This window comes from Pseudogulbenkiania ferrooxidans 2002 (genome assembly GCF_000174355.1).
In the GTDB taxonomy this organism is placed as follows: domain Bacteria; phylum Pseudomonadota; class Gammaproteobacteria; order Burkholderiales; family Chromobacteriaceae; genus Pseudogulbenkiania; species Pseudogulbenkiania ferrooxidans.
Genome location: NZ_ACIS01000006.1, coordinates 313,878 through 334,317, shown reverse-complemented (window position 1 = coordinate 334,317; position 20,440 = coordinate 313,878). Strand labels below are relative to the sequence as shown.

The window sequence follows — 20,440 nt, the reverse complement described above, 5'->3', positions numbered from 1 at the left end:
GATACCGCCCGCCGCGCCGCTTCCGGCCCGTCCGCGCCATGCAAAAAAGCAAAAAGCCGGCGAAATCGCCGGCTTTTTTCAGGGTGAGTGCCATTTCTGGCGGGTGGGCCGGGCTTCGGCCAACCCGGGATCGGGTTCAGCTGCGGTAGTCGGCGTTGATGCGCACGTAGTCGTAGGAGAAGTCGCAGGTCCAGACGGTCGCGCTGGCCTGGCCTTGGGTTGGCTGGGCTGACCCGGAAGCCCGTTCCCGGACGGTGCGATCGCGAGGGCTTGCCATCGATGCGCGAGGTTCAAATGGTCTGTTTGGCCGCCGCCGGGCTCTCCGGACGATGCCGGTAGCGTTGCGCCAGCACCGCACACACCATCAGCTGGACCTGATGGAACAGCATCAGGGGCAGCACGATTGCGCCTACGGCATGGCCGGCGAACAGCACGTTGGCCATCGGGATACCGCTTGCCAGACTCTTCTTCGAGCCGCAGAAGACGATGGTGATCTCGTCTTCCTTATTGAAACCGAGCTTGCGCGCCGCGGTGCGTGTCGCGAACAGCGCCAGCGCCAGCAACACGCCGTTGACCACCAGCAGCCCGGCCAGCGCCTTCACCGGGGTGTTGTGCCACAGTCCCTGGATGACGGCCTCGCTGAACGCCGTATAGACCACCAGCAGGATCGAGCCCTGATCGACGAAACGCAGCATCGCCTTGTTGCGCTCCACCCAGCCGCCGATCCAGCGTCGGGCCACCTGACCGGCCAGGAAGGGCAGCAGCAGTTGCACCATGATGTCGATGATCGAGTGCCACGAGCTGGCGCCGCCGGCGTGCGATACCACCAGCACGCTGACCAGCAGCGGGGTCAGGAAGATGCCGATCAGGCTCGACGCCGATGCGCTGCACACCGCCGCGGGGATATTACCGCGCGCCATCGAGGTGAAGGCGATGGAGGACTGCACCGTGGCCGGCAGCGCGCACAGGAACAGCACGCCCAGGTAGAGGTCCGGCGTCACCAGCGGGGACAGGATGGGTTTGAGCGCAAAGCCCATCGCCGGGAACAGGATGAAGGTGCTGGCGAACACCAGCAGGTGCAGCCGCCAGTGCGTTGCCCCGGCGATCACCGCTTCGCGCGACAGCTTCGCTCCATGCAGGAAGAACAGCAGCGCGATCGCGGCATAGGTCACCTTGCCGAAGACCACGGCCGTTTGGCCTTCGCAGGGCAGGAACGTGGCGAGCAGCACGGTGATGACCAGCGCCAGCGTGAAGTTGTCGGGGAGGAAACGGGGTCGTGCCACGGGGTGCTCCTGATGATCGCTTGCGAGAGCAAACGCTGCCCTCCATTCATTGGCGTTATTTTTGCTGCCAGCCGATATAGAATTCAAATGGATTTATCTGATCAATTCATTCAATTCCTGCATGAACATTTCGCTACGCCAGCTGCGTACCTTCCTTGCCGTTGCCCGGCATCGCAGTTTCAGTCGCGCCGGTGACGCGATCGGCCTGTCGCAACCGGCGGTCAGCCACGCGCTGCGCGAGTTGGAGGGCGAGCTGGGCCTGAAGCTGCTCGACCGCACCACCCGCGACGTGGCACTGACCGAGGCCGGGCAAAACCTGGCCGGCACGCTGGAACGGCTGCTCGACGAACTGGAGGGTTGCCTCGCCGAAACCCGCCAGCTGGGCGAAACTCGCCAGGGACGAGTGCGGGTGGCGGCCAGCCCGACCATTTCGGCCAACCTGATGCCCTCGTGCATCGCCCGCAGCGCCGAGCGCTACCCCAAGCTGTCGCTGATGTTGCGCGACCAGGTGCAGCAGCTGGTGCTCGCCAGCGTGCGCAGCGGGGAGGTCGATTTCGGAGTGATCATCGACCCGCTCGGTGCTGACGACCTGTATTGCGAGACCATCCTGCAGGAGCCGTTCTGCCTGGTCTGCCGGGCCGATCATCGCTTCGCCGGAAACGAGTCGGTCGCCTGGAGCGAACTCGCCGCCGAGCCGCTGGTGCTGCTCGACTACGCCTCGGGCAGCCGGCCGCTCATCGACAAGGCATTCGCCCAGCAGCAGGTGAGCATGCGGGTGGCGCAGGAACTCGGGCATTCCACCACCGTGTACCGCATGATCGAGGCCGGCATCGGCATCAGCGTGCTGCCCATCCTGGCGCTGCCCTTGCCGGAAGCCAGCGATCTGGTGGTGCGGCCGCTCTTCCCCGCCGTCGAGCGCTCGCTGATGCTGGTGCGCCGCAAGAATCGCTCGCTGTCGCCGTTGGCCGAAACGGTATGGGCGCTGATCCGCGAGGTGGCCGCCGAGTTTGCCGCCAGCCGCACCTGGCCGTGAGGCGGCGGGCTCCGCCCTCCTTGCGGATGCAGCCCGCCCCGAGGGACTGGGCCTTATTTGAACGGAGACCACAGGCGCTCGGCGGCCCTTTCGCGCCGCGCTACCGCAGCGTACTCGTCGTCAGCCAAACACCGGCCCGGCTCGATACGGTGGCGCGGAAAGGGCATGCGTGACCAAGGAAAAACTACACTAAAAAACACTTGCCAAATAACTTCACCCCGCGGTTGCATCTACCGGTTGAATCCGGAGTCATATACATCAATAGCCGCCCCGCCGGAGAGGTTCCGTCACGGTCCGTTTTCCAACCAGGCCGGTGACGATGGCGTCACCTGGCAACCAACCGGTTGGTTCTCTCCCGGGAGCGGCGGGGAGTAGTGTGATGATCCACCGGCTCCAGCTTGTGCTTGTCGTACTGATGGTCGCCATCCTCAGTGGCTGCCGTTCGCTGCCACCGGGGTCGGATGTTGCCAAAACCGCCTCCACGGCGCTGGCTCACCCCGAGGAGACCTGGCTTGGCCGGCTGTTTGACCAGGCGGCGCGGGCCCATGCCGGCCACTCCGGTTTTCGCATCATCCCAGTCGGCGCCGACGGCTTTCTGACCCGCATGCAGATGATCAACGCCGCCGAACGCTCTCTCGACCTTCAATACTTCATTTTCCGTGGGGATGAAACGGGCCGGCTGCTGACCGGAGCGGTGCTGCGCGCGGCAGATCGCGGGGTACACGTACGCGTGCTGATCGACGATGCGGAAACGGAGGCTGGGGACGAGCAGATTACCCGTCTGGCAGCCCATCCTTCGGTCGAGATTCGTCTCTTCAACCCGTTCACGTACCGCGGCCATTCGAAGCTGTTCCGATCCATCGAGTTCATGTTCAACGCCTCCCGCCTCGACTACCGGATGCACAATAAACTGCTGGTCGTGGACAACGCCATGGCGCTGCTTGGCGGGCGCAACATCGGCGATCAATACTTTCAGATCAACCCCGCATCCCAGTTCGCCGACGAGGACGTCTTTGCCGCCGGCCCTATCATCCCCCAGCTCTCGAGGTCTTTCGATGAGTACTGGAACAGCCCGCTGTCGATCCCGGTTGCGGCACTGGTCGGCAAGAAACCCTCGCATGCCGAATTGAATGAGCATCGCGACGCCTTGAACGAGCAGCATCAGGAGTTGAAAGCCAGTGGTGTCGACTACGTCAGGCGGGTAGCCACTGGCGAGCCCTTTGAGGGGATGGTCTCCGGTCGCTTGCCGCTGACCTGGGCGCCGGCGCAACTGGTCTACGACAGCCCCGACAAGCGCAAGGTGGTGCAGGGCGCGATGGTAGGGCAGCTGATGCAGCGCCCGGTAGCCAACACGACGCTTGCGGTGCAATCCGAATTACTGATGGTGACGCCCTACCTGATCCCCGGGAACGAAGGCATGCGCCTGTTCAAACAGCTACGCCAGCGCAACGTCCGGGTGCGGATACTGACCAATTCACTCGAATCGACCACCGTATTGCTGGCTCATTCCGGCTATATGCATTACCGGGTGCCCCTGCTCGAGCAGGGTGTGGAGCTGTACGAGGTGCGATCGTTGCTGGGAAACGCCAAAGGCAGCGGCCAGAGCGCGGCGATCTCCCGTTTCGGCAATTATTCGCTGCACGCCAAACTGTTTGTCTTCGACCGCCGGAAGGTGTTCATCGGCTCGATGAATTTCGATCAGCGTTCGATGCATCTCAATACCGAGATAGGCTTGATCATCGACAGCCCCGCCCTCGCCCGGCAGATTGCCCAGCGTTTTGACGCCATGGTACAGCCGGTCAACTCCTACCGGCTGACACTGCGGCCAAGCGAAACGGGGAAGGCTCCCGGTCTGGTGTGGCACACCGAGGAAAACGGCAAGGCCGTTGAGTACGACGAAGAGCCGGCCCGCAACGCCGAGGAAAGAATCAAGGCCCATACCCTTTCTCTGTTGCCACTGGACAAGGAACTATGAAGTCGAGATACGCCGGGGCGGTATTGATGCTGGGGCTGCTATGGCCGCCCGCGGCGCGTGCGGAGCCCCCCGCCGCGGTGCAAATGGAAGTGAGTTTTCTGCTCGGCTATATCGAAGGCTCCGGCTGCCAGTTTTATCGCAATGGCTCCTGGCACGACGCCAAAACGGCGCAGGCGCATATACGCGACAAATACCGCTATTTAGTGGCGCGAAACCTGATCGCGACCACCGAGGACTTTATCGAGCGGGCCGCCACGGCAAGCAGTCTGAGCGGCCAACCGTACCAGGTGCGGTGCAACGGCGGGGCGACCGTGACAAGCCGGCAATGGTTGCACGAAGAGCTGGTGCGGCTTCGGACCTATCACTAAAACCAAACACTTGCGCTTCGTCAAACAAAGCTGTCCCGTAGCAGGCATCGCCGCCACGCCCACCTCTATAGTGATCTGGACTGCATCGGATTCGGAACCGTTGCTGTCATCCAGAGAAGGAGGAGCGCACCTCCATTGGAGCAGTCCATCCAACAGAAAGGAAAAACATGAAGACCAAGAAACTCATGACGACTGCTTTGATCGCCACCGGCCTGGCCTGCACCCTGCCGGCTGTTGCGGCGTCCACGCTGGAAAAGGTGGCCGCGAGCAACAAGATCACCGTGTCATACCGTGAAGCCGCCGTGCCTTTCAGTTATTTGCCGGGCTCGGACAAGGCCGTGGGGTTCTCCGTGGATCTGACCAACGCCATCGTCGACGATGTGCGCAAGAAGCTGAAAAAACCGAACCTCGAAGTGGCCGCCATCCCGGTCACCTCGCAGAACCGCATCCCCTTGCTGGTGGACGGCACCTACGACCTGGAGTGCGGTTCGACCACCAACAACGCGGCGCGTGGCAAGGACGTGGCGTTTGCCATCAGCCACTTCTATGCCGGCACGCGCCTGCTGGCGAAGAAGACCGCCCATATCACGAGCTACGCCGACCTGGCCAAGAAGACCGTGGCCTCGACGGCGGGCAGCACCAACGAGAAGGTCATCCGCCAGTACAGCGCCGACAACCACCTCGACATGCAGTTCGTCCTGGGCAAGGACTACGGCGACGCTTTGCAACTGGTGGAAAACGATCAGGCGGTGGCGCTGGCGCTCGACGATATCTTGCTGTTTGGCCTGAAAGCGAACGCCAAGAACCCGGATTCGCTCGAGGTGGTGGGGGACGCGCTGCAGGTGGAGCCCTACGGCTGCATGCTGCGCAAGGACGATCCCGAGTTCAAGGCGCTGGTGGACGGCACCCTCGCCCGCCTGATGAAATCGGGCGAATTCACGCGGCTCTACCGCAAGTGGTTCGAATCCCCGATCCCCCCCAAAGGCATGAATCTGAACATGCCGATGGGCGCGCAGCTGAAGGCCAACCTCAGCGCGCTCAGCGACAAGCCGGCGCAGTAGCAACGCCCCGCGACGGGCAAGGCGGCGGGCGGGCACAGCCGGCCACCGCCAGCCCAAACAGCCTGACTCCACCTCGATCACCCGCATGCTCCGCCGGTACCGGCGAAGCAGCGAACCCCTCCCCTGCCTTCCCCGCCACGGCCGCACCGGGCCCGCCGCCATGAGCTGACGGTCAGTCCGACCCCAGTGACAGCCGGTTGGGCTGACGCTTTTCGATCGCCCACTTCAACAAGGCCGCCGAACGGTAGATGCCGTGCGCGAACTTACCGTAGGGCAGCGTCGCGAACAGCGCCATGACGACCCCGAGGTGCGCGGCGAGCAGGACCCCCATGGCGCCGCTGTTGCGCCCGGCCAGCACGGCGAGGCCGGTCGCGCTGGTGAGCAGCAGCAAGGCGATGAAGCCACGGTCCATCGGTTTTTGCGCGGCATCGCCCTGCGCCGGGTGGCGCCGCAAGTTCAGCCACAGCAAGCCGGCCGGACCGATCAGCAAGCCGACCCCGCCGATACTTCCCAGCAACACCGGCAGGCTGGTCAGGGCGTAAGGCGCCGGCATTCCCAGCAGGTAGTGGTAGAGGGTGGCGACGGCGGTGGCGGCAAAACAGGCCAGAAAGCCGTAGAAGGTGAAGTGGTGGAAACGCCGGCGCCACAAAGTGAAGGCATCGTCCGCGTTGTTGCAGCCTTCGCCGTGGCCGCCATCGAGATACTTCAAGCGCAGTACGTCGTGCGTGGCTTCGGCCACGGCCGGGCCGGTGGCCTCTCCCGGCGTAATGCTGCGCCAGAAGCGGCTAACGCCAACGCCGAGCGCGAGTACCGCAAAACCGAACACGGCACCGAACAGCAGTGCGAGCGTGTTGTGCGGGAAGAACGCGTAGAAATCTCCGCCCAGGGGCTGGCCCAGCAACTCGGCGCGTGTGCCGAGCAGCAGCATCAGGAACAACGCCAGCCCCCCTGCCAACGCCAGCGCCACGGTCAGCCCGGAGCGGCGGTAGAGCGCGCCCAGCGCGGGCGGCCAGGCGTAGTCACTGTAGGTCTGGCCGCGCACCTTGGCCATGGCCTGCGGGACGTTGACGGCGAACTCGTGCGGCGGCGCGTATTGGCAGGCGTGCAGGCAGGCGCCGCAGTTGTGGCACAGGTTGGCGAGGTAATGGATGTCGGCCTTTTCGAATTCGATCCGGTGGGTCATGGCCGGGAACACAGCACAAAACCCTTCGCAATAGCGGCAAGCATTACAGATCTGCATGACGCGGCCGACTTCGGCCTCGTTGTCGGTGAGCGTGGTGCTGGCCGGCGTTGCCAGGTCGAAGCGGCCGGCTTCGCGGATCAAGACATCAAGCTGCTTCATGGTGCGTCCCTTGTCGTGCGGCCTGTGCCGCATGAGTGCCGGCGATGCGGCCGAAGGCGGTGCCGATGGACATGCCGATACCGGCGAGATAGCCCTGGCCGAGCACGTTGCCGGCCATCATCTCGCCCGCCACGAACAGGTTCGGGCTGGGCCGGCCGCCGAAATGGACCGCGGCGTGCGCGTCGACCTTGAGGCCGAGGTAGGTGAAGGTGATGCCGGGCCGCAGCGCGTAGCCGTAGAACGGCGGGGTGTCGAGCGGCCGCGCCCAGTGGGTCTTGGCCGGGGTGAGACCGGTGGTGTGGCAGTCGTCGAGCACGGTGTGGTTGAAGCGGCCGACGCGGCAGGCGGCGTTGTAGTCGGCCACGGTGCGCACGAAGGCCGCCTCGTCGAGCCCGAGCCGGCGCGCCAGTTCGGGCAGGGTGTCGGCCTTGACGCCGGGGAACACCGGCGGCATGAAGCGGCCGATGGCCTTGGCGTCGATGATGGAGTAGCCGATCTGCCCCGGTTGCCGCGCGACCAGGCGCCCCCAGATGGCGTAGCGCTTGGGCCAGAAATCCTCGCCCTCGTCGTAGAAGCGCTCGGCGTGGCGGTTGAGCACGATGCCAAGCGAGACGCAGTCGACGCGGGTGCAGATGCCGCCATCGTAGAGCGGCGCGCGCGCGTCGATCGCCACGCAGTGCGATTGCGACGGCTCGCCCACGGTGTCGGCGCCGGCGTCGATCATGAACTTGAGCAGCGTGCCCTGGTTGAAGCGCGTGCCGCGGATCAGGAAGTTGTCGGCCGGCCATTCGCCGTTGTCGTTCTGGCCCCAGGCTTCGCGCAGCCACTCGCGGTTGGATTCGAAGCCGCCGGCGGCGAGCACGCAGGCGCGGGCCGGGATGCGTTCCTCCCCGAGGCGGACGGCAACGAAGCGGCCATCCTCAAGCTCCAGCGCATCGACCGCGGCGTCGTAGCGGATCTGCACCCCGAGGCGCTCGGCGCTGCGGTAGTAGGCGTTCACCAGCGCCTTGCCGCCGCCCATGAAGAAGGCGTTGGTGCGCGCCGTGTGCAGCGCGCCGGACAAGGACGGCTGAAAGTGGACGCCGTGCCGGCGCATCCAGTCGCGGCAGTGGGACGAGGCCTGGATCACCAGCCGCGCCAGCGCCTCATCGGTGAGGCCGCCGGTGACGCGCAGCAGATCCTGCCAGTACTCCTCTTCCGGATAGGCTTCGACCAGCACGTCCTGCGGCGCGTCATGCATGCAGCGCAGATTGCGGGTGTGCTGGGAATTGCCGCCGCGCCATGCGCGCGGGGCGGCTTCGAGCAGCAGCACCGAGGCGCCCGTCTCACGCGCCATCAGCGCGGCACAGAGGGCGGCGTTACCGCCGCCGATCACAACAACATCGAACATCGATACAGTCTCCCTGGTGATGGAGAGACTGTAGAGAGTGGCGCGAGCGGCCGCCAGACCGGTTGCGGCAAGGGGTGTTTAGCGTTCGTGAAGGGTGGCGCCCGGCCAGCGCCCCTGCTCGACCAGGCCGCGCGCGACCTGCTCCAGCACCACGCGCGCGGCGAGGCCGGCCGGCGACAGCTCGTCGTCGCACAGGCTGACCAGCAGATTGGGGCGGCGCACCGTGGCGTCGTCGATCTCGATCAGGGTCAGCGCTTCGTGCCGCAGCCGGGCGATGGCGGCGCCGGGCTGGAGGGTGGCGCCGTAACCGGCGCGCACCGCGTCCATCAGCAGCGCCAGGCCGTCGATCTCGGCCACGATGTTGAGGTCGAGCCGGCCGTGGGCGGACGCGGCGTCGAGCAGCGCGCGCAGGCCGTGCGGCCCGCTCGGCAGGATCAGCGGCAGCGCGCCCAGCTGGTCGAGCCGCAGCGGGCCGGGCGCCGGCAGGCCCGGCATGTCGGGCGGGGCGATCAGGAACAGGCGCTCCTCGAGCAAGGGCTGCACGCTCCAGCGCTGGGTGCGGTCGACCTGGAACAGGATGGCGAGATCGAGCTGGCGCGCGCCGGTCAGGGTGGCGAGGTTGCCGGACAGGCTCTCGACCAGGTGCAGGCGGATGTCGGGATAACGCTCGCGCATCGCCGCCATGAACGGCAGCCCCAGCAGCGCCGAGGTGCTGGGCGCCATGCCGATGCTGACGTGGCCGGACAGCCGCGCCAGGCGCGCGGCACGCACGGCGTCGTCGGCGTGGCGGATCGCCAGTTGCGCCTGGCGCCAGAAGGCGAGGCCGGCGTCGGTCGGAATCACGCCGGTCGACGTCCGCTGCAGCAGGCGCGTGGCGAGTTCGCCCTCGAGCCGGCTGATCTGCTGGCTTAGCGCCGAGGTGCCGACGCCCAGTTCCAGCGCGGCGCGGCCCATGCTGCCCTGCTCCACCACGCTGACGAAATAACGCAACTGCCGAAGCTCCATCTCTCTCCCATCGCTAAGGTTGGCCGAAGAAGGTTGGCCGAAGACGGCCGCCTGAAGCATAGGCGCAAAACCGAGGCCAGCGATAGCTCGGCCACGCCGAGCCCCCGGGGCGGGAGCGCGCCGGGGGCATCGTGGCGGCGCGAGCCGGGCATGAGGCCGTAGCAGCGCCGCGGCCACGGCAATGAAAAAGGCCGGCTCCCAGGAGCCGGCCCGCAGACCTCGTATCACTCAGGACTTCAGCGACAGCCCTTCCGCCACCGTGAACCCCTCCAGTTGCGGCTCGGCCTCCTCCGCCACCGCTTCCACCAAGGGGCTTGGCTCGCACAGTTCCGCCAGCAGTTGTTCTCGGTCGCAGGCCTTCTCCCACAGCGCGACCACCAGCGAGCACACGATGTTGCTGATGATGCTGGTCAGCGCGCGGGCCTCGGACATGAAGCGATCGATGCCCAAGAGCAGCGCGATACCGGCCAGGGGAATGTCGTGCACCACCACCAGGGTGGCGGCCAGCGCCACGAAGCCGCTGCCGGTGACGCCGGCTGCGCCCTTGGAGGACAGCAGCATGATGCCGAGCATGATCGCCGTCTGCTGCCAGGAAAGATCGATATTGCAGGCCTGGGCGATGAACAGGCTGGCGAGCGACAGGTAGATCGCGGTGCCGGCCAGGTTGAAGGAGTAGCCGGTGGGCAGGACGAAACCGGCCACGCCCTTGCTGCAGCCCAGTTTCTCCAGCTTCTGCAGCACGCGCGGCAGCACCGGTTCGGTGGAAGACGTCCCCAACACCACCAGCAGTTCCTCACGGAAGTACTTGAGCGTGCGCCACAGGCTGAACCCGCTCAAGCGGCACAGGCCGCCCAACACGACCACCACAAAGCCGATGCAGGCCACGTAGAAGGTCAGGATCAGCTGGCCCAGCGAGGCCAGCGAGTGCACGCCGTACTTGCCGACGGTGAAGGCCATGGCGCCGAAGGCGCCGATCGGGGCCACCTTCATCACGAAGTTGAACACGCGGAACAGGATTTGCGACATGTCCTCCAGCCAGGCCAGCAGTCTGTCGCCGCCCTTGCCGCTGGCGGCCGACAGGGCAAAGCCGGTCAGCACCGCCAGCAGCAGCACCGGCAGCACCTCGCCCTGAGTGAAGGCGCCGACGAACGAGTCCGGGATCATGTGCATGAAGAAGTCGACGGCGTTGAGCCCCTTGGCGCTATGGGTGTACTTGGCAATGCCGCTGGTATCGAGCTGGCTGGGGTCGATGTTCATCCCCGCACCCGGACGGATCACGTTCACCGCCGCCAGGCCGAAGCCCAGCGCCAGCAGCGTCAGCACCAGGAACAGGCCGAGCGTCTTGCCCAGGATGCGCCCGAGCTGGCTCTTGTCGCCCAGCGAGGCGATGCCGATGGCGATGGTGCAGAACACCACCGGCGAGATCATCATCTTCACCAGCTTGACGAAGGCGTCGCCCAGCGGCTTGAGCGCGGCGCCCTGGCTCGGGAAGAAGTGACCGAAGGCGATGCCGATCACGACGGCAATGATCACCTGCAGGTACAGGGATTTAAAAATTTTGGCTTGCATGATGTCTCCTCACTCTCTTTCTTGTCGGTTCAGCCGGCTTTTTTCCAGACCGTTCCGGGAATCAGCACCTGGCCGCTGAACAGGGGCCGGGCGGTTCTGACGATGCCGACGCGGCGGATCACCGGGGGCTCGCCGGCCGGCGCGGCTTGCAGATCGACCTGCGTTTCCAGCTGGCCGGACGGGTGTTCGATGGCGATGCGGTCGGGCTGATCGGCCCGGCGGCGCACCAGGCGCGAGGCCACCGAGCCGGGGATCAGGCAGGCGGCGGCGACGCACAGGGCGCCGGTCACGGCGTGGGCGGCGTGGCAGGCCCAGGGGGTGAAATAGCGCGAGCTGATGCTGCCGTCCCTGGCCGGGGCGGCCAGTACGGCGATCTTCGGCAACACGCTGGCGCTCACATCGCCCAGCCCCATGCGCAGCGCGGCGGCCTGGCGCACGGCTTCGAGGCGGGCCAGCAGTGCGGCGTTGGCATCGAGTTCGGCCTTGCTCTCGTGGCCGCTGATGCCCAGGTCGGCGGCCGCCACCAGCACGATGGGGGTGGAAAAGTCGACGCAGGACACCGCGATGCCGTCCACGATGTCGAGCGCCTGCCCGGTGGGCAGCAGCTTGCCGGTCTTGGCGCCGGCGGCGTCCAGGAAGTTGAGCACAATGCCGGCGGCGGCGCCGGGCACGCCGTCGATGTGCACTTCGCCTTCGTAGGTCACTTCGCCGCTCGGCGTCGGCACCAGCGCCTCGATCACCTTGCCGGTGTTGACGTTGAAGATGCGCACCGACGTCACCGGATCGGCCGCCGGCACCAGCCCCTGCTCGATGGCGAACGGGCCGACCCCGGACAGCATGTTGCCGCAGTTGGGGTTGGTATCGACCGCGCGCTGGCTGACCGAGACCTGGGCGAACAGGTAATCGACGTCGATGCCGGGGCGCTGCGAGCGGCTGACGATGGCCACCTTGCTGGTCAGCGAGTCGCCGCCGCCGATGCCGTCGATCTGGCGCAGGTCGGGCGAGCCCATCACCGACAGCAGCACGGCGTTGCGCGTTTCCGGATCTGCCGGCAGGTCGTCGGCCAGGAAGAACGGGCCTTTGGAAGTGCCTCCTCGCATCAGGAGGCAGGGAATCGGGGTCAACATGGATTGGCTCCACCACAGGCATTGAATCAGTGACTGGATTGTGGTGAAAAGCCGTAAAAAAGTTAAATGCATTTATTTATTGAATTGTTGCATTTTGGTAATTTATTCACTTAAACTGGATTACCGATACTGATTTTCGCAGTAAAAGTCAGAATTTAACGGAAATTTGCTAAAGTTACCGGCCTAGCCAACCAGCACAAAGACCGCATCGCATGCGCAGGCCAACGCCCCGGTCAACCGCTGCAAGGCCTTGCAGCGGTCCCGGAAACGGGGACGGCCGGCCAGCGCCGGGCGCTCCGCCACGTCACCGCCATCAGACCGCCCTGCTTCGGCCAACCTTAGGCCTTACCTGACCGCCGCGACGAACGCCGCGAACGCCGCCACCAGGCGGTCGACCTCGGCGGGCGTGGTGTCCGGGCACACCAGCATCATGTTGTGGAACGGCGTGATCAGCAGGCCGCGGTTGAGCAGGAACAGGTGCACGATGTGCTCCAGCTCGCTGTCGAGAATCCGCTCCGCCTCGCTGCCGTTGCGCGGCGGTGCGGCGGCGAACTGGAACTCGGTGCGGGCGCCGATCCCGGTCACGCACCACGGCAGCCGCTGCGCGTCGATGACGCGGCGCAGCCCTTCGGCCAACCTTTCGGCCAGGCCGAACATGTAACGGTAGGCGTCGTCGGTCATCACCTCGGCGAGGTTGGCGCGCATCGCCGCCATCGCCAGCAGGTTGGCAGTGAGCGTGGTGCCGATGCCGCTGTGCCCCGGCGGCGCGCTGCGCTTGACGGCCTCGGCCTGCCGGGCCAGCTCGACGCTGAAGCCGTATACCGCGCACGGCACGCCACCGGCCACCGGCTTGCCGACCACCAGCAGGTCCGGCTCAAGGCCGTGAGCGCGGGTGTAGCCGCCGGGGCCGCTGCTGATGGTGTGGGTTTCGTCGATCAGCAGCAGCGTGCCGTAGCGCTTGCACAGCTCCTGCGCCGCCGGCCAGAAGCCCGGCTGCGGCAGCACCATGCCGATGTTGGTCATGGCCGGCTCGGCCAGCAGGCAGGCCACCTCGCCGTCCTGCAGCGCGGCTTCCAGCGCCGCCAGGTCGTTGAATTCCACGCTGCGCGTGTGCTGGGTGATGTCGTACACCTGGCCCAGCAGGCTGTCGCGCGTCTGCGGCCGGCCGTCCACCAGGTCGACGAACACGTCGTCCACCGTGCCGTGGTAGCAGCCGTTGAAGATCAGCACCTTGCTGCGGCCGGTGATGGCGCGCGCCCAGCGGATGGCGAAGCGGTTGGCGTCCGACGCCGACAGCGCGAACTGCCAGTACGGCAGGCCGAAGCGGCGCGCCAGCTCCTCGGCCACCCACACCCCGTCCTCGCTCGGCAGCATGGCGGTGTAGCCGCGCTCGGCCTGGCGGGCGATGGCCGCGGCCACCGGCTTGGGGCTGTGGCCGAACATGGCGCCGGTGTCACCCAGGCAGAAATCGACGTAGTCGTGGCCGTCCACATCGCGGAAGCGCGCGCCCTGCGCCGCCGCCACGTACAGCGAAAACGGCGTGGACCAGTCGTCCATCCAGTGCAGCGGCACGCCGAACAGCAGATGATTGGCGGCGGCGGCCGACAGCTCACGCGAGCGTGGCATGCGGCCGATGAAGGCGTCGCGCTCGGCGGCGTACAGCGCCAGCGCCTTGTCCCAGTTGATGCCGTGACGGGTAGCCATGGGGGCCTCCTTGGTCGTGTCTTGAGCGGGTTGCGGCGAACCGTGGCCGCAACCCGAAAATTCATTCAACGAGGCGTGGAGAACCTGTTGACGATCTGGCGAGCGAGAGCGCGCCAAGGCGAAAACCGAGGGGCGCGGAATGGACATCAAGTCAATGCGCCTCCCTGAATCGAACTCACGCCGTAGCGCCGAAGCGCAGCAGACCGTCAGCAGGTTCTTACACGTGCAGCTGCAGGTGCTCGCGCTCCCAGGCGGTGATGGCGCGGTTGAAGGTTTCGAATTCCTTTTCCTTCACCGCGCAGAACGCCTGCACGAATTCCTCGCCCAGGATCTCGGCCAGCTCTGGGCAGTCCTGCATCCGTTCCACCGCGTCTTCCAGGCTGCGCGGCAGCTCGTAGTCCATGTCGTAGGCGCTGTCGCTCATCGGCGCCGACGGCTCCAGCCGGTGCACCATGCCGAGGTAGCCGCAGGCCAGCGTCGCCGCCATCGCCAGGTAGGGATTGACGTCCACCCCCGGCAGGCGGTTTTCCAGGCGGCGCGCGGCCGGGCCGGACGGCGGGATGCGGATGCCGCAGGTGCGGTTGTCGTAGCCCCAGCGCACGTTGATCGGCGCCGCGGTGTGGCGGCTCAGGCGGCGGTAGCTGTTGACGTAGGGGGCGAACATCGGCATCGCCTGCGGCAGGTAGTGCTGCATGCCGCCGATGTGCTGGAAGAACAGCGCGCTGGCGCTGCCGTCCGGGTTGGAGAAGAGGTTGTCGCCGCTGTCGCGGTCCACGATGCTCTGGTGGATGTGCATGGCGCTGCCCGGCTCGCCCTCCATCGGCTTGGCCATGAAGGTGGCGAAGATGTTGTGGCGATAGGCGGTTTCGCGCACCGCGCGCTTGAACAGGAACACCTGATCGGCCAGCTCCAGGGCGTCGCCGTGGCTGAAGTTGATCTCCATCTGGCAGGCGCCCACTTCGTGGATCAGCGTCTCGACGTTGAGCCTGGCCGCCTGGCAGAACGACGACAATTCCTGGAAGAACGGGTCGAAATCGTTGACCGCGTCGATGGAGAACGACTGGCGCCCCACCTCGGAACGGCCGGCGCGCCCCGGCGGCGGGCGCAGCGGCTCGTGCGGGTTGGTGTTCTGGCGGATCAGGTAGAACTCCATCTCCGGCGCCACCACCGGGCGCCAGCCGCGGTTCTCGTACAGCTGCAGCACGCGGCGCAGCACCGCGCGCGGCGAGATGCCTACCGGGCGGCCGTCGAAATCCTCGCAGTCGTGGATCACCACCGCCACCGGCTCGATCGCCCACGGCACCAGGCGGATGGTGGACGGGTCGGGCCGGCACACCATGTCCGGGTCGTTGGCGCCGGCAAAGCGCTCGAACTCGGCGAATTCGCCGTTCACGGTGATGGTGAGCACCGCCTTCGACATCTTCATGCTGTCCTCGGCCAGAAACAGGGCCTTGGGCACGATCTTGCCGCGCGCCACGCCGGTCATGTCCGGGATCACGCACTCCACCTCGTGGATGGTGTGCTCGCGGATGAAGCTGGCCAGTGTTTCGTTCATGGTCGTTCTCCTCTGGTACGCGTCCTTTGGTTCCCGTCCTTGCAAACAGAAAACCCCGGCAGAATGCCGTGGGTGCCGCCATCGTAGATTTGATCAAATATCAAAGTCAACATTTGATCAAATTTCCGATCTCCGTGCCGCACGCTCTGGTATGCTGGCGCGACACAGACCGCCAGCCGCCGACATGAAGACCCGCACTGCCTCCACCCTGCAAGATGAAACCTACGACACGCTGCGCCATTGGCTGATGCTGGGGCGCTGGCTGCCGGGCGAGCGGCTGAAGATCGCGCCGCTGGCCGACGAACTGGGGGTCAGCCCGATGCCGGTGCGCGCCGCGCTGCAGCGCCTGGCGGCGGAAAAGGCGCTGCAGAACGTCCCCAACTGCGGGGTCATGGTGCCGCGCCTGACGGTGACGCAATTCGACGACATCCTGCACAACCGCATCCTGCTGGAAGGCGAGGCGGCGTGGCTGGGGGCGCAAAGGTTGGCCGAAGAACCGCGCCGGGAGCTGGTGGCGCTGTGCCGGGCCATGGACGCGGCGATCGCCGCCGACGACGTCAAGGCCTACCTCGACGCCAACGAGCGCTTCCATCGGCTGCTCTACGGTGCCGCCGGCTCGCCGCTGCTGCTGTCGCTGATCGAGACAGTGTGGCTTTACGTCGGCCCGATTTCCAACCAGCTGCACCAGGATCTGGCGGTGTGGAAGACCATGAACGATGCCCACCGCGCCCTGGTTGCGGCGCTGCTGGCGGGCGACGCCGAGGGCGTGCGCGCGGCCATCGCGGAGGACCTGCGCAGCGCCGGGCGCTACCTGCGCCAGTTGTGTGCGGCGGATTCGCCCGCCGGCTGACGCCCGCCCGCGCCGCCGGTTTGGCCCGCGCCCTCCCCCGGCAGCAACCCGAGCCGGCACGACCGCCCTGTCCGCCCCACGTCGCGCTCACCTATACCTACACCATCACGGTGCAATCTGTTCTCGCCCGGCATTGCGCTGCATCAACCCCATGCCGGCCGCGTAGCACCACAATGAAAGACACCGCCAAGCGCATCATCGCGGCCGCCGCCAAGACGCGGCGACCTCCCCTGGCGGCAACCGGACAACAGGCTCAACAGGAGTGCTCACGAGTGGCGAAGTACGGCAACAGGAACCGGCTCTTCATCGCACTCGCCTTGCTGGCGGCCGCGCTCGCCGCCGGCTACGGCTGGGTGAAGCTGCACGGCAACACGCTGCCGGCCGACCTGGCCTCGGGCAACGGCCGCATCGAGGCCACCGAAGTGGACATCGCCACCAAGATTCCCGGACACCTGACCGAGGTGCTGGTCAAGGAAGGCGATCTGGTCAGCGCCAACCAGGTGCTGGCGCGCATGGATACCCAGGAACTGCAGGCCCAGCTACGCCAGGCCCAGGCGCTGGTGCAGCAGGCGCGCGAGGACGCGCGGCAGACCGAGGCGCAGGTGCTCCAGGCCGAGCAGGCCGCGCGACGCATTCAGGCCCAGGTGCGCCAGGCGCAGGAAGCGGCGCGGCGCGCGCAGGCCACCGTCAGCCAGCGCGACAGCGAGCTGGCGTTGTCGCGCCAGACCCTGGCGCGCTCGGTCGAACTGGCCGCCAAGGGCTTCGTCTCCAGCCAGAAACTCGACCAGGACCGCGCCACGCTGCAGAGCGCCGAAGCCGCACTGCAATCGGCCCGCGCCGGCGCCACCGAAGCCGAGGCCGCCATCGCCGCCACCCAGGCCCAGCACACCGAGGCCGAGGCGGGCATCGCCGCGGCGCGGGCACGTGTGACTTCCGCGCAGCAAGCGGTGGCTGTCGCCCAGGCGCGGGTCGAGCAGATGCAAGTCAACCTCGACGAGAACACCCTGCGCACCCCCATCGCCGGGCGCGTGCTCTACCGCCTGGTGGAGCCGGGCGCGGTGCTGGCGGCGGGCGGCAAGGTGCTCACCGTGCTCGACCTGACCGACGTCTACATGACCATCTTCCTGCCCACAGAACAGGCCGGCCGCGTCACCGTGGGCAGCGACGCCCGCATCGTGCTGGACGCCGCGCCGCAGTACGTCATCCCCGCCAAGGTGTCGTTCGTGGCGCCGCGCTCGCAGTTCACCCCGCGCGAGGTGGAAACCCGCACCGAACGCGAGAAGCTGATGTTCCGCGTCAAGGTGCGCATCGCCCCGGCCTTGCTGCAGCGCTTCATGGAGCGGGTCAAGACCGGCCTGCCGGGCGTGGCCTACGTGCCGCTCTCGCCCGAGGCGCAATGGCCGGAACGGCTGCAGGTCAAGCTGCCGCAATGAACACACTGCCCAGCGTCGCCCGGGTGGCCGGGCTGACCCACCGCTACGGCAGGACGCTGGCGCTGGACGACGTCGCGCTGGCGATTCCCGCCAACTGCATGGCGGGGCTGATCGGCCCGGACGGCGTCGGCAAATCGACCCTGCTGGCGATCCTGGCCGGCGCGCGCCGCGTCCAGGACGGCACGGTTGCGGTGCTGGACGCCGCCGACATGACGCGCGCGCGCCAGCGCAGCCGGGTGCAGCCGCGCATCGCCTACATGCCGCAGGGGCTCGGCAAGAACCTCTACCCCACCCTGTCGGTGTTCGAGAACGTCGACTACTTCGGCCGCCTGTTCGGCCAGGCGCGCGCGGAACGGCAGGCGCGCATCGCCGAGCTGCTGCACAGCACCGGGCTGGCCGAGTTCCGCGACCGCCCTGCGGCCAAACTCTCCGGCGGCATGAAGCAGAAGCTTGGGCTGTGCTGCGCGCTGATCCACGACCCCAGCCTGCTGATCCTGGACGAGCCGACCACCGGGGTCGATCCGCTGTCGCGGCGCCAGTTCTGGCACCTCATCGAGCACATCCGCCGCCGCCGTCCCGGCATGAGCGTGCTGATCGCCACCGCCTACATGGACGAAGCGGAACAGTTCGACTGGCTGGCGGCGATGGACGCCGGGCGGGTGCTGGGCAGCGGACGACCCGACGAGTTGAAAGCCCGGACCGGGCGCGACACGCTGGAGGAAGCCTTCATCGCGCTGCTGCCGGAGGTCCGGCGCCGCACCCACCGCAGCCTGGTCATCCCGCCGCGGCAGCCGCAGGACACCGGCTACGCCATCGAGGCGGAAGGACTGACGCAGCGCTTCGGCGACTTCACCGCCGTCGACGACGTCAGCTTCCGCATCCGGCGCGGCGAGATTTTCGGCTTCCTCGGCTCCAACGGCTGCGGCAAGACCACCACCATGAAGATGCTGACCGGGCTGCTGCCGCCCAGCGCCGGGGAGGCGCAGCTGTTCGGCAAGCCGCTGGATGCGCGCGACCTGGACACGCGCACCCGGGTCGGCTACATGTCGCAGTCGTTCTCGCTGTACAGCGAGCTCACCGTGCAGCAGAACCTGGAACTGCACGCCCGCCTGTTCCAGCTTGCCGCCAGCGCGATTGCGCCGCGCCTCGACGCCCTCTGCCAGCGCTTCGGCCTCGCCCCCTACCTCGCCGAGCGTGCCGGCGCGCTGCCCCTGGGCATCCGCCAGCGCCTGTCGCTGGCGGTGGCGGTGGTGCACGAGCCCGCGCTGCTGATCCTGGACGAGCCGACCTCCGGGGTGGACCCGGTCGCGCGCGACGAATTCTGGCAATTGCTGATCGAACTCGCGCGCGAACGCGGCGTGACGATTTTCATCTCGACCCACTTCATGAACGAGGCCGAACGCTGCGACCGGGTGTCGCTGATGCACGCCGGCCGGGTGCTGGCGAGCGACACCCCGGCGGCCCTGTGCGCAGCCAGGGGCAGCGCCACGCTGGAAGATGCCTTCATCGCCTACCTCGAAGAGGCCACGCGCCAGAGCGTGGAGGCGAGCCTGCCGGCGGCGGCGGACGAGGCGGCACCGGCCAGCCCGGTGGCGTCCTCCCCGTCCCATGGCGCCTTCTCGCTCCGGCGCATGCTGGGCGTCGCCCTGCGCGAGACGCTGGAGCTGCGCCGTGACCCGATCCGGCTGACCTTCTCGCTGCTCGGCTCGCTGCTGCTGATGTTCGTGCTGGGCTACGGCATCTCGATGGACGTGGAGGGACTGCGTTTCGGCGTGCTGGACCAGGACCAGACGCCGGAGAGCCGCGCCTACGTGCAGAACATCGCCGGCTCGCGCTACTTCGTCGAGCGCCCCGCCGTGCTCGATGCCGCCGACCTCGAGCGGCGCATGCGCTCCGGCGAGCTGTCGCTGGCGCTCGAAATCCCCCCCGGCTTCGGCAAGGATCTGCGCAGCGGCCGCGCCCCGGAGATCGCCGCCTGGGTCGACGGCGCCATGCCCTTCCGCGGCGAAACCATCCGCGGCTACGTGGAAGGGATGCACGCGCACTACCTGCGCGACCTGGCACAACTGAGCAGCGGCACCACCGTGACCTCGGCGGCCGACATCCAGGTGCGTTACCGCTACAACCAGGATTACCAGAGCCTGTACGCGATGGTGCCGGCGGTGATGCCGCTGCTGCTGGTGCTGATTCCCTCCATCCTGATGGCGCTGGGCGTGGTGCGCGAGAAGGAGCTGGGCTCCATCACCAACCTCTACGTCACGCCCTTGTCGCGCCTGGAGTTCCTGCTGGGCAAGCAGCTGCCCTACATCGCCCTGGCGATGGGCAGTTTCTTCGCGCTGGTGCTGGAAGCGGTGTTCCTCTTCGACGTGCCGCTCAAGGGCAGCTTCCTCGCCTTGAGCGCCGGCGCCCTGCTGTTCGTCAGCGCCACCACCGGGCTCGGTCTGCTCACCTCGACCTTCACCCGCACCCAGATCGCCGCGCTGTTCGGCACCGCCATTCTCACCATGCTGCCGACGGTGCAGTTCTCCGGCTTCACCACCCCGGTGGGCGCGCTGGAGGGGGCCAGCTACTGGATCGGCCAGTGCTTCCCGGCCAGCTATTTCCTCACCATCAGCCGCGGCGTCTTCACCAAGTCGCTGGGCTTTGCCGAGCTGGCGAGCCAGTTCCTCGCTCTGGCGCTGTTCCCGCCGGCGCTCACCACCCTCAGCCTGCTGCTGTTGCGCAAGCAGGAGAAATAGGGTCCGC

General features: G+C 67.1%; 16 protein-coding genes. 7 read left to right on the top strand and 9 right to left on the bottom strand.

From position 1 onward, the window contains the following. Nucleotides 1–136 precede the first annotated feature (136 nt). Both FURADRAFT_RS21430 and FURADRAFT_RS12715 read right to left on the bottom strand, forming a co-directional pair. On the bottom strand, nt 137–277 hold the full coding sequence (locus tag FURADRAFT_RS21430) for a bifunctional ornithine acetyltransferase/N-acetylglutamate synthase (RefSeq protein ID WP_086007384.1): 141 nt from the start codon (nt 275–277) through the stop codon (nt 137–139). A 13-nt stretch (nt 278–290) separates the two neighbouring features. After that, on the bottom strand, nt 291–1,283 hold the full coding sequence (locus FURADRAFT_RS12715; RefSeq protein ID WP_008954569.1) for a bile acid:sodium symporter family protein: 993 nt from the start codon (nt 1,281–1,283) through the stop codon (nt 291–293). 121 nt (nt 1,284–1,404) lie between these two features. Here FURADRAFT_RS12715 and FURADRAFT_RS12710 point away from each other — a divergent pair, with 121 nt between their 5' ends. From FURADRAFT_RS12710 to FURADRAFT_RS12695, 4 genes are all read left to right on the top strand, one after another. After that, on the top strand, nt 1,405–2,316 hold the full coding sequence (locus FURADRAFT_RS12710) for a LysR family transcriptional regulator (RefSeq protein WP_008954568.1): 912 nt from the start codon (nt 1,405–1,407) through the stop codon (nt 2,314–2,316). Between the two features lie 379 nt (nt 2,317–2,695). Next, nucleotides 2,696–4,291, top strand: a complete 1,596-nt coding sequence (locus tag FURADRAFT_RS12705) for a phospholipase D family protein (RefSeq protein ID WP_008954567.1) — start codon at nt 2,696–2,698, stop codon at nt 4,289–4,291. Continuing rightward, on the top strand, nt 4,288–4,659 hold the full coding sequence (locus tag FURADRAFT_RS12700; RefSeq protein WP_008954566.1) for a YfeK family protein: 372 nt from the start codon (nt 4,288–4,290) through the stop codon (nt 4,657–4,659). The genes FURADRAFT_RS12705 and FURADRAFT_RS12700 overlap by 4 nt, the downstream gene beginning before the upstream one ends. A gap of 167 nt (nt 4,660–4,826) precedes the next feature. After that, nucleotides 4,827–5,720: a transporter substrate-binding domain-containing protein gene (locus FURADRAFT_RS12695; protein ID WP_008954565.1), complete on the top strand. Its 894-nt coding sequence runs from the start codon at nt 4,827–4,829 to the stop codon at nt 5,718–5,720. A 172-nt stretch (nt 5,721–5,892) separates the two neighbouring features. Here FURADRAFT_RS12695 and tcuB read toward each other — a convergent pair whose 3' ends face one another. The 7 genes from tcuB to FURADRAFT_RS12660 form a co-directional block, all read right to left on the bottom strand. Next, nucleotides 5,893–7,062: a tricarballylate utilization 4Fe-4S protein TcuB gene (gene tcuB / locus FURADRAFT_RS12690; protein WP_008954564.1), complete on the bottom strand. Its 1,170-nt coding sequence runs from the start codon at nt 7,060–7,062 to the stop codon at nt 5,893–5,895. Next, nucleotides 7,049–8,452 carry an FAD-dependent tricarballylate dehydrogenase TcuA gene (gene tcuA / locus FURADRAFT_RS12685; RefSeq protein ID WP_008954563.1) on the bottom strand — a complete coding sequence of 468 codons (1,404 nt, stop codon included), beginning with the start codon at nt 8,450–8,452 and terminating at the stop codon, nt 7,049–7,051. The genes tcuB and tcuA overlap by 14 nt, the downstream gene beginning before the upstream one ends. A 78-nt stretch (nt 8,453–8,530) precedes the next feature. Next, nucleotides 8,531–9,442: a LysR family transcriptional regulator gene (locus FURADRAFT_RS12680; RefSeq protein ID WP_328269464.1), complete on the bottom strand. Its 912-nt coding sequence runs from the start codon at nt 9,440–9,442 to the stop codon at nt 8,531–8,533. A 243-nt stretch (nt 9,443–9,685) separates the two neighbouring features. Continuing rightward, on the bottom strand, nt 9,686–11,026 hold the full coding sequence (gene dctA / locus FURADRAFT_RS12675; RefSeq protein ID WP_008954561.1) for a C4-dicarboxylate transporter DctA: 1,341 nt from the start codon (nt 11,024–11,026) through the stop codon (nt 9,686–9,688). Between the two features lie 29 nt (nt 11,027–11,055). Continuing rightward, nucleotides 11,056–12,153, bottom strand: a complete 1,098-nt coding sequence (locus FURADRAFT_RS12670; protein WP_008954560.1) for a 4-oxalomesaconate tautomerase — start codon at nt 12,151–12,153, stop codon at nt 11,056–11,058. A 345-nt stretch (nt 12,154–12,498) separates the two neighbouring features. Then, nucleotides 12,499–13,857: an aspartate aminotransferase family protein gene (locus tag FURADRAFT_RS12665; RefSeq protein WP_008954559.1), complete on the bottom strand. Its 1,359-nt coding sequence runs from the start codon at nt 13,855–13,857 to the stop codon at nt 12,499–12,501. A 217-nt stretch (nt 13,858–14,074) separates the two neighbouring features. Then, the gene (locus FURADRAFT_RS12660) at nt 14,075–15,412 is read right to left on the bottom strand and encodes a glutamine synthetase family protein (protein ID WP_008954558.1); all 1,338 of its coding nucleotides are present in this window, start codon (nt 15,410–15,412) and stop codon (nt 14,075–14,077) included. A gap of 184 nt (nt 15,413–15,596) precedes the next feature. On the opposite strand from FURADRAFT_RS12660, the gene FURADRAFT_RS12655 reads away from it, so the two are divergent. The 3 genes from FURADRAFT_RS12655 (at nt 15,597) to rbbA (ending at nt 20,433) form a co-directional block, all read left to right on the top strand. After that, on the top strand, nt 15,597–16,262 hold the full coding sequence (locus FURADRAFT_RS12655; RefSeq protein WP_008954557.1) for a GntR family transcriptional regulator: 666 nt from the start codon (nt 15,597–15,599) through the stop codon (nt 16,260–16,262). A gap of 173 nt (nt 16,263–16,435) precedes the next feature. Further along, nucleotides 16,436–17,695, top strand: a complete 1,260-nt coding sequence (locus FURADRAFT_RS12650) for an HlyD family secretion protein (RefSeq protein WP_236261585.1) — start codon at nt 16,436–16,438, stop codon at nt 17,693–17,695. Beyond that, complete coding sequence (gene rbbA / locus FURADRAFT_RS12645) at nt 17,692–20,433, top strand: ribosome-associated ATPase/putative transporter RbbA (RefSeq protein ID WP_008954555.1); 2,742 nt, start codon at nt 17,692–17,694, stop codon at nt 20,431–20,433. The genes FURADRAFT_RS12650 and rbbA overlap by 4 nt, the downstream gene beginning before the upstream one ends. Nucleotides 20,434–20,440: the final 7 nt, after the last annotated feature.

Coding starts and splice junctions, on each gene's coding strand:
- FURADRAFT_RS21430 (WP_086007384.1), bottom strand. CDS start 277: ATGGCAAGCCCTCGCGATCGCACCGTCCGGGAACGGGCTTCCGGGTCA.
- FURADRAFT_RS12710 (WP_008954568.1), top strand. CDS start 1,405: ATGAACATTTCGCTACGCCAGCTGCGTACCTTCCTTGCCGTTGCCCGG.
- FURADRAFT_RS12705 (WP_008954567.1), top strand. CDS start 2,696: ATGATCCACCGGCTCCAGCTTGTGCTTGTCGTACTGATGGTCGCCATC.
- FURADRAFT_RS12700 (WP_008954566.1), top strand. CDS start 4,288: ATGAAGTCGAGATACGCCGGGGCGGTATTGATGCTGGGGCTGCTATGG.
- FURADRAFT_RS12695 (WP_008954565.1), top strand. CDS start 4,827: ATGAAGACCAAGAAACTCATGACGACTGCTTTGATCGCCACCGGCCTG.
- tcuB (WP_008954564.1), bottom strand. CDS start 7,062: ATGAAGCAGCTTGATGTCTTGATCCGCGAAGCCGGCCGCTTCGACCTG.
- tcuA (WP_008954563.1), bottom strand. CDS start 8,452: ATGTTCGATGTTGTTGTGATCGGCGGCGGTAACGCCGCCCTCTGTGCC.
- dctA (WP_008954561.1), bottom strand. CDS start 11,026: ATGCAAGCCAAAATTTTTAAATCCCTGTACCTGCAGGTGATCATTGCC.
- FURADRAFT_RS12670 (WP_008954560.1), bottom strand. CDS start 12,153: ATGTTGACCCCGATTCCCTGCCTCCTGATGCGAGGAGGCACTTCCAAA.
- FURADRAFT_RS12665 (WP_008954559.1), bottom strand. CDS start 13,857: ATGGCTACCCGTCACGGCATCAACTGGGACAAGGCGCTGGCGCTGTAC.
- FURADRAFT_RS12660 (WP_008954558.1), bottom strand. CDS start 15,412: ATGAACGAAACACTGGCCAGCTTCATCCGCGAGCACACCATCCACGAG.
- FURADRAFT_RS12655 (WP_008954557.1), top strand. CDS start 15,597: ATGAAGACCCGCACTGCCTCCACCCTGCAAGATGAAACCTACGACACG.
- FURADRAFT_RS12650 (WP_236261585.1), top strand. CDS start 16,436: ATGAAAGACACCGCCAAGCGCATCATCGCGGCCGCCGCCAAGACGCGG.
- rbbA (WP_008954555.1), top strand. CDS start 17,692: ATGAACACACTGCCCAGCGTCGCCCGGGTGGCCGGGCTGACCCACCGC.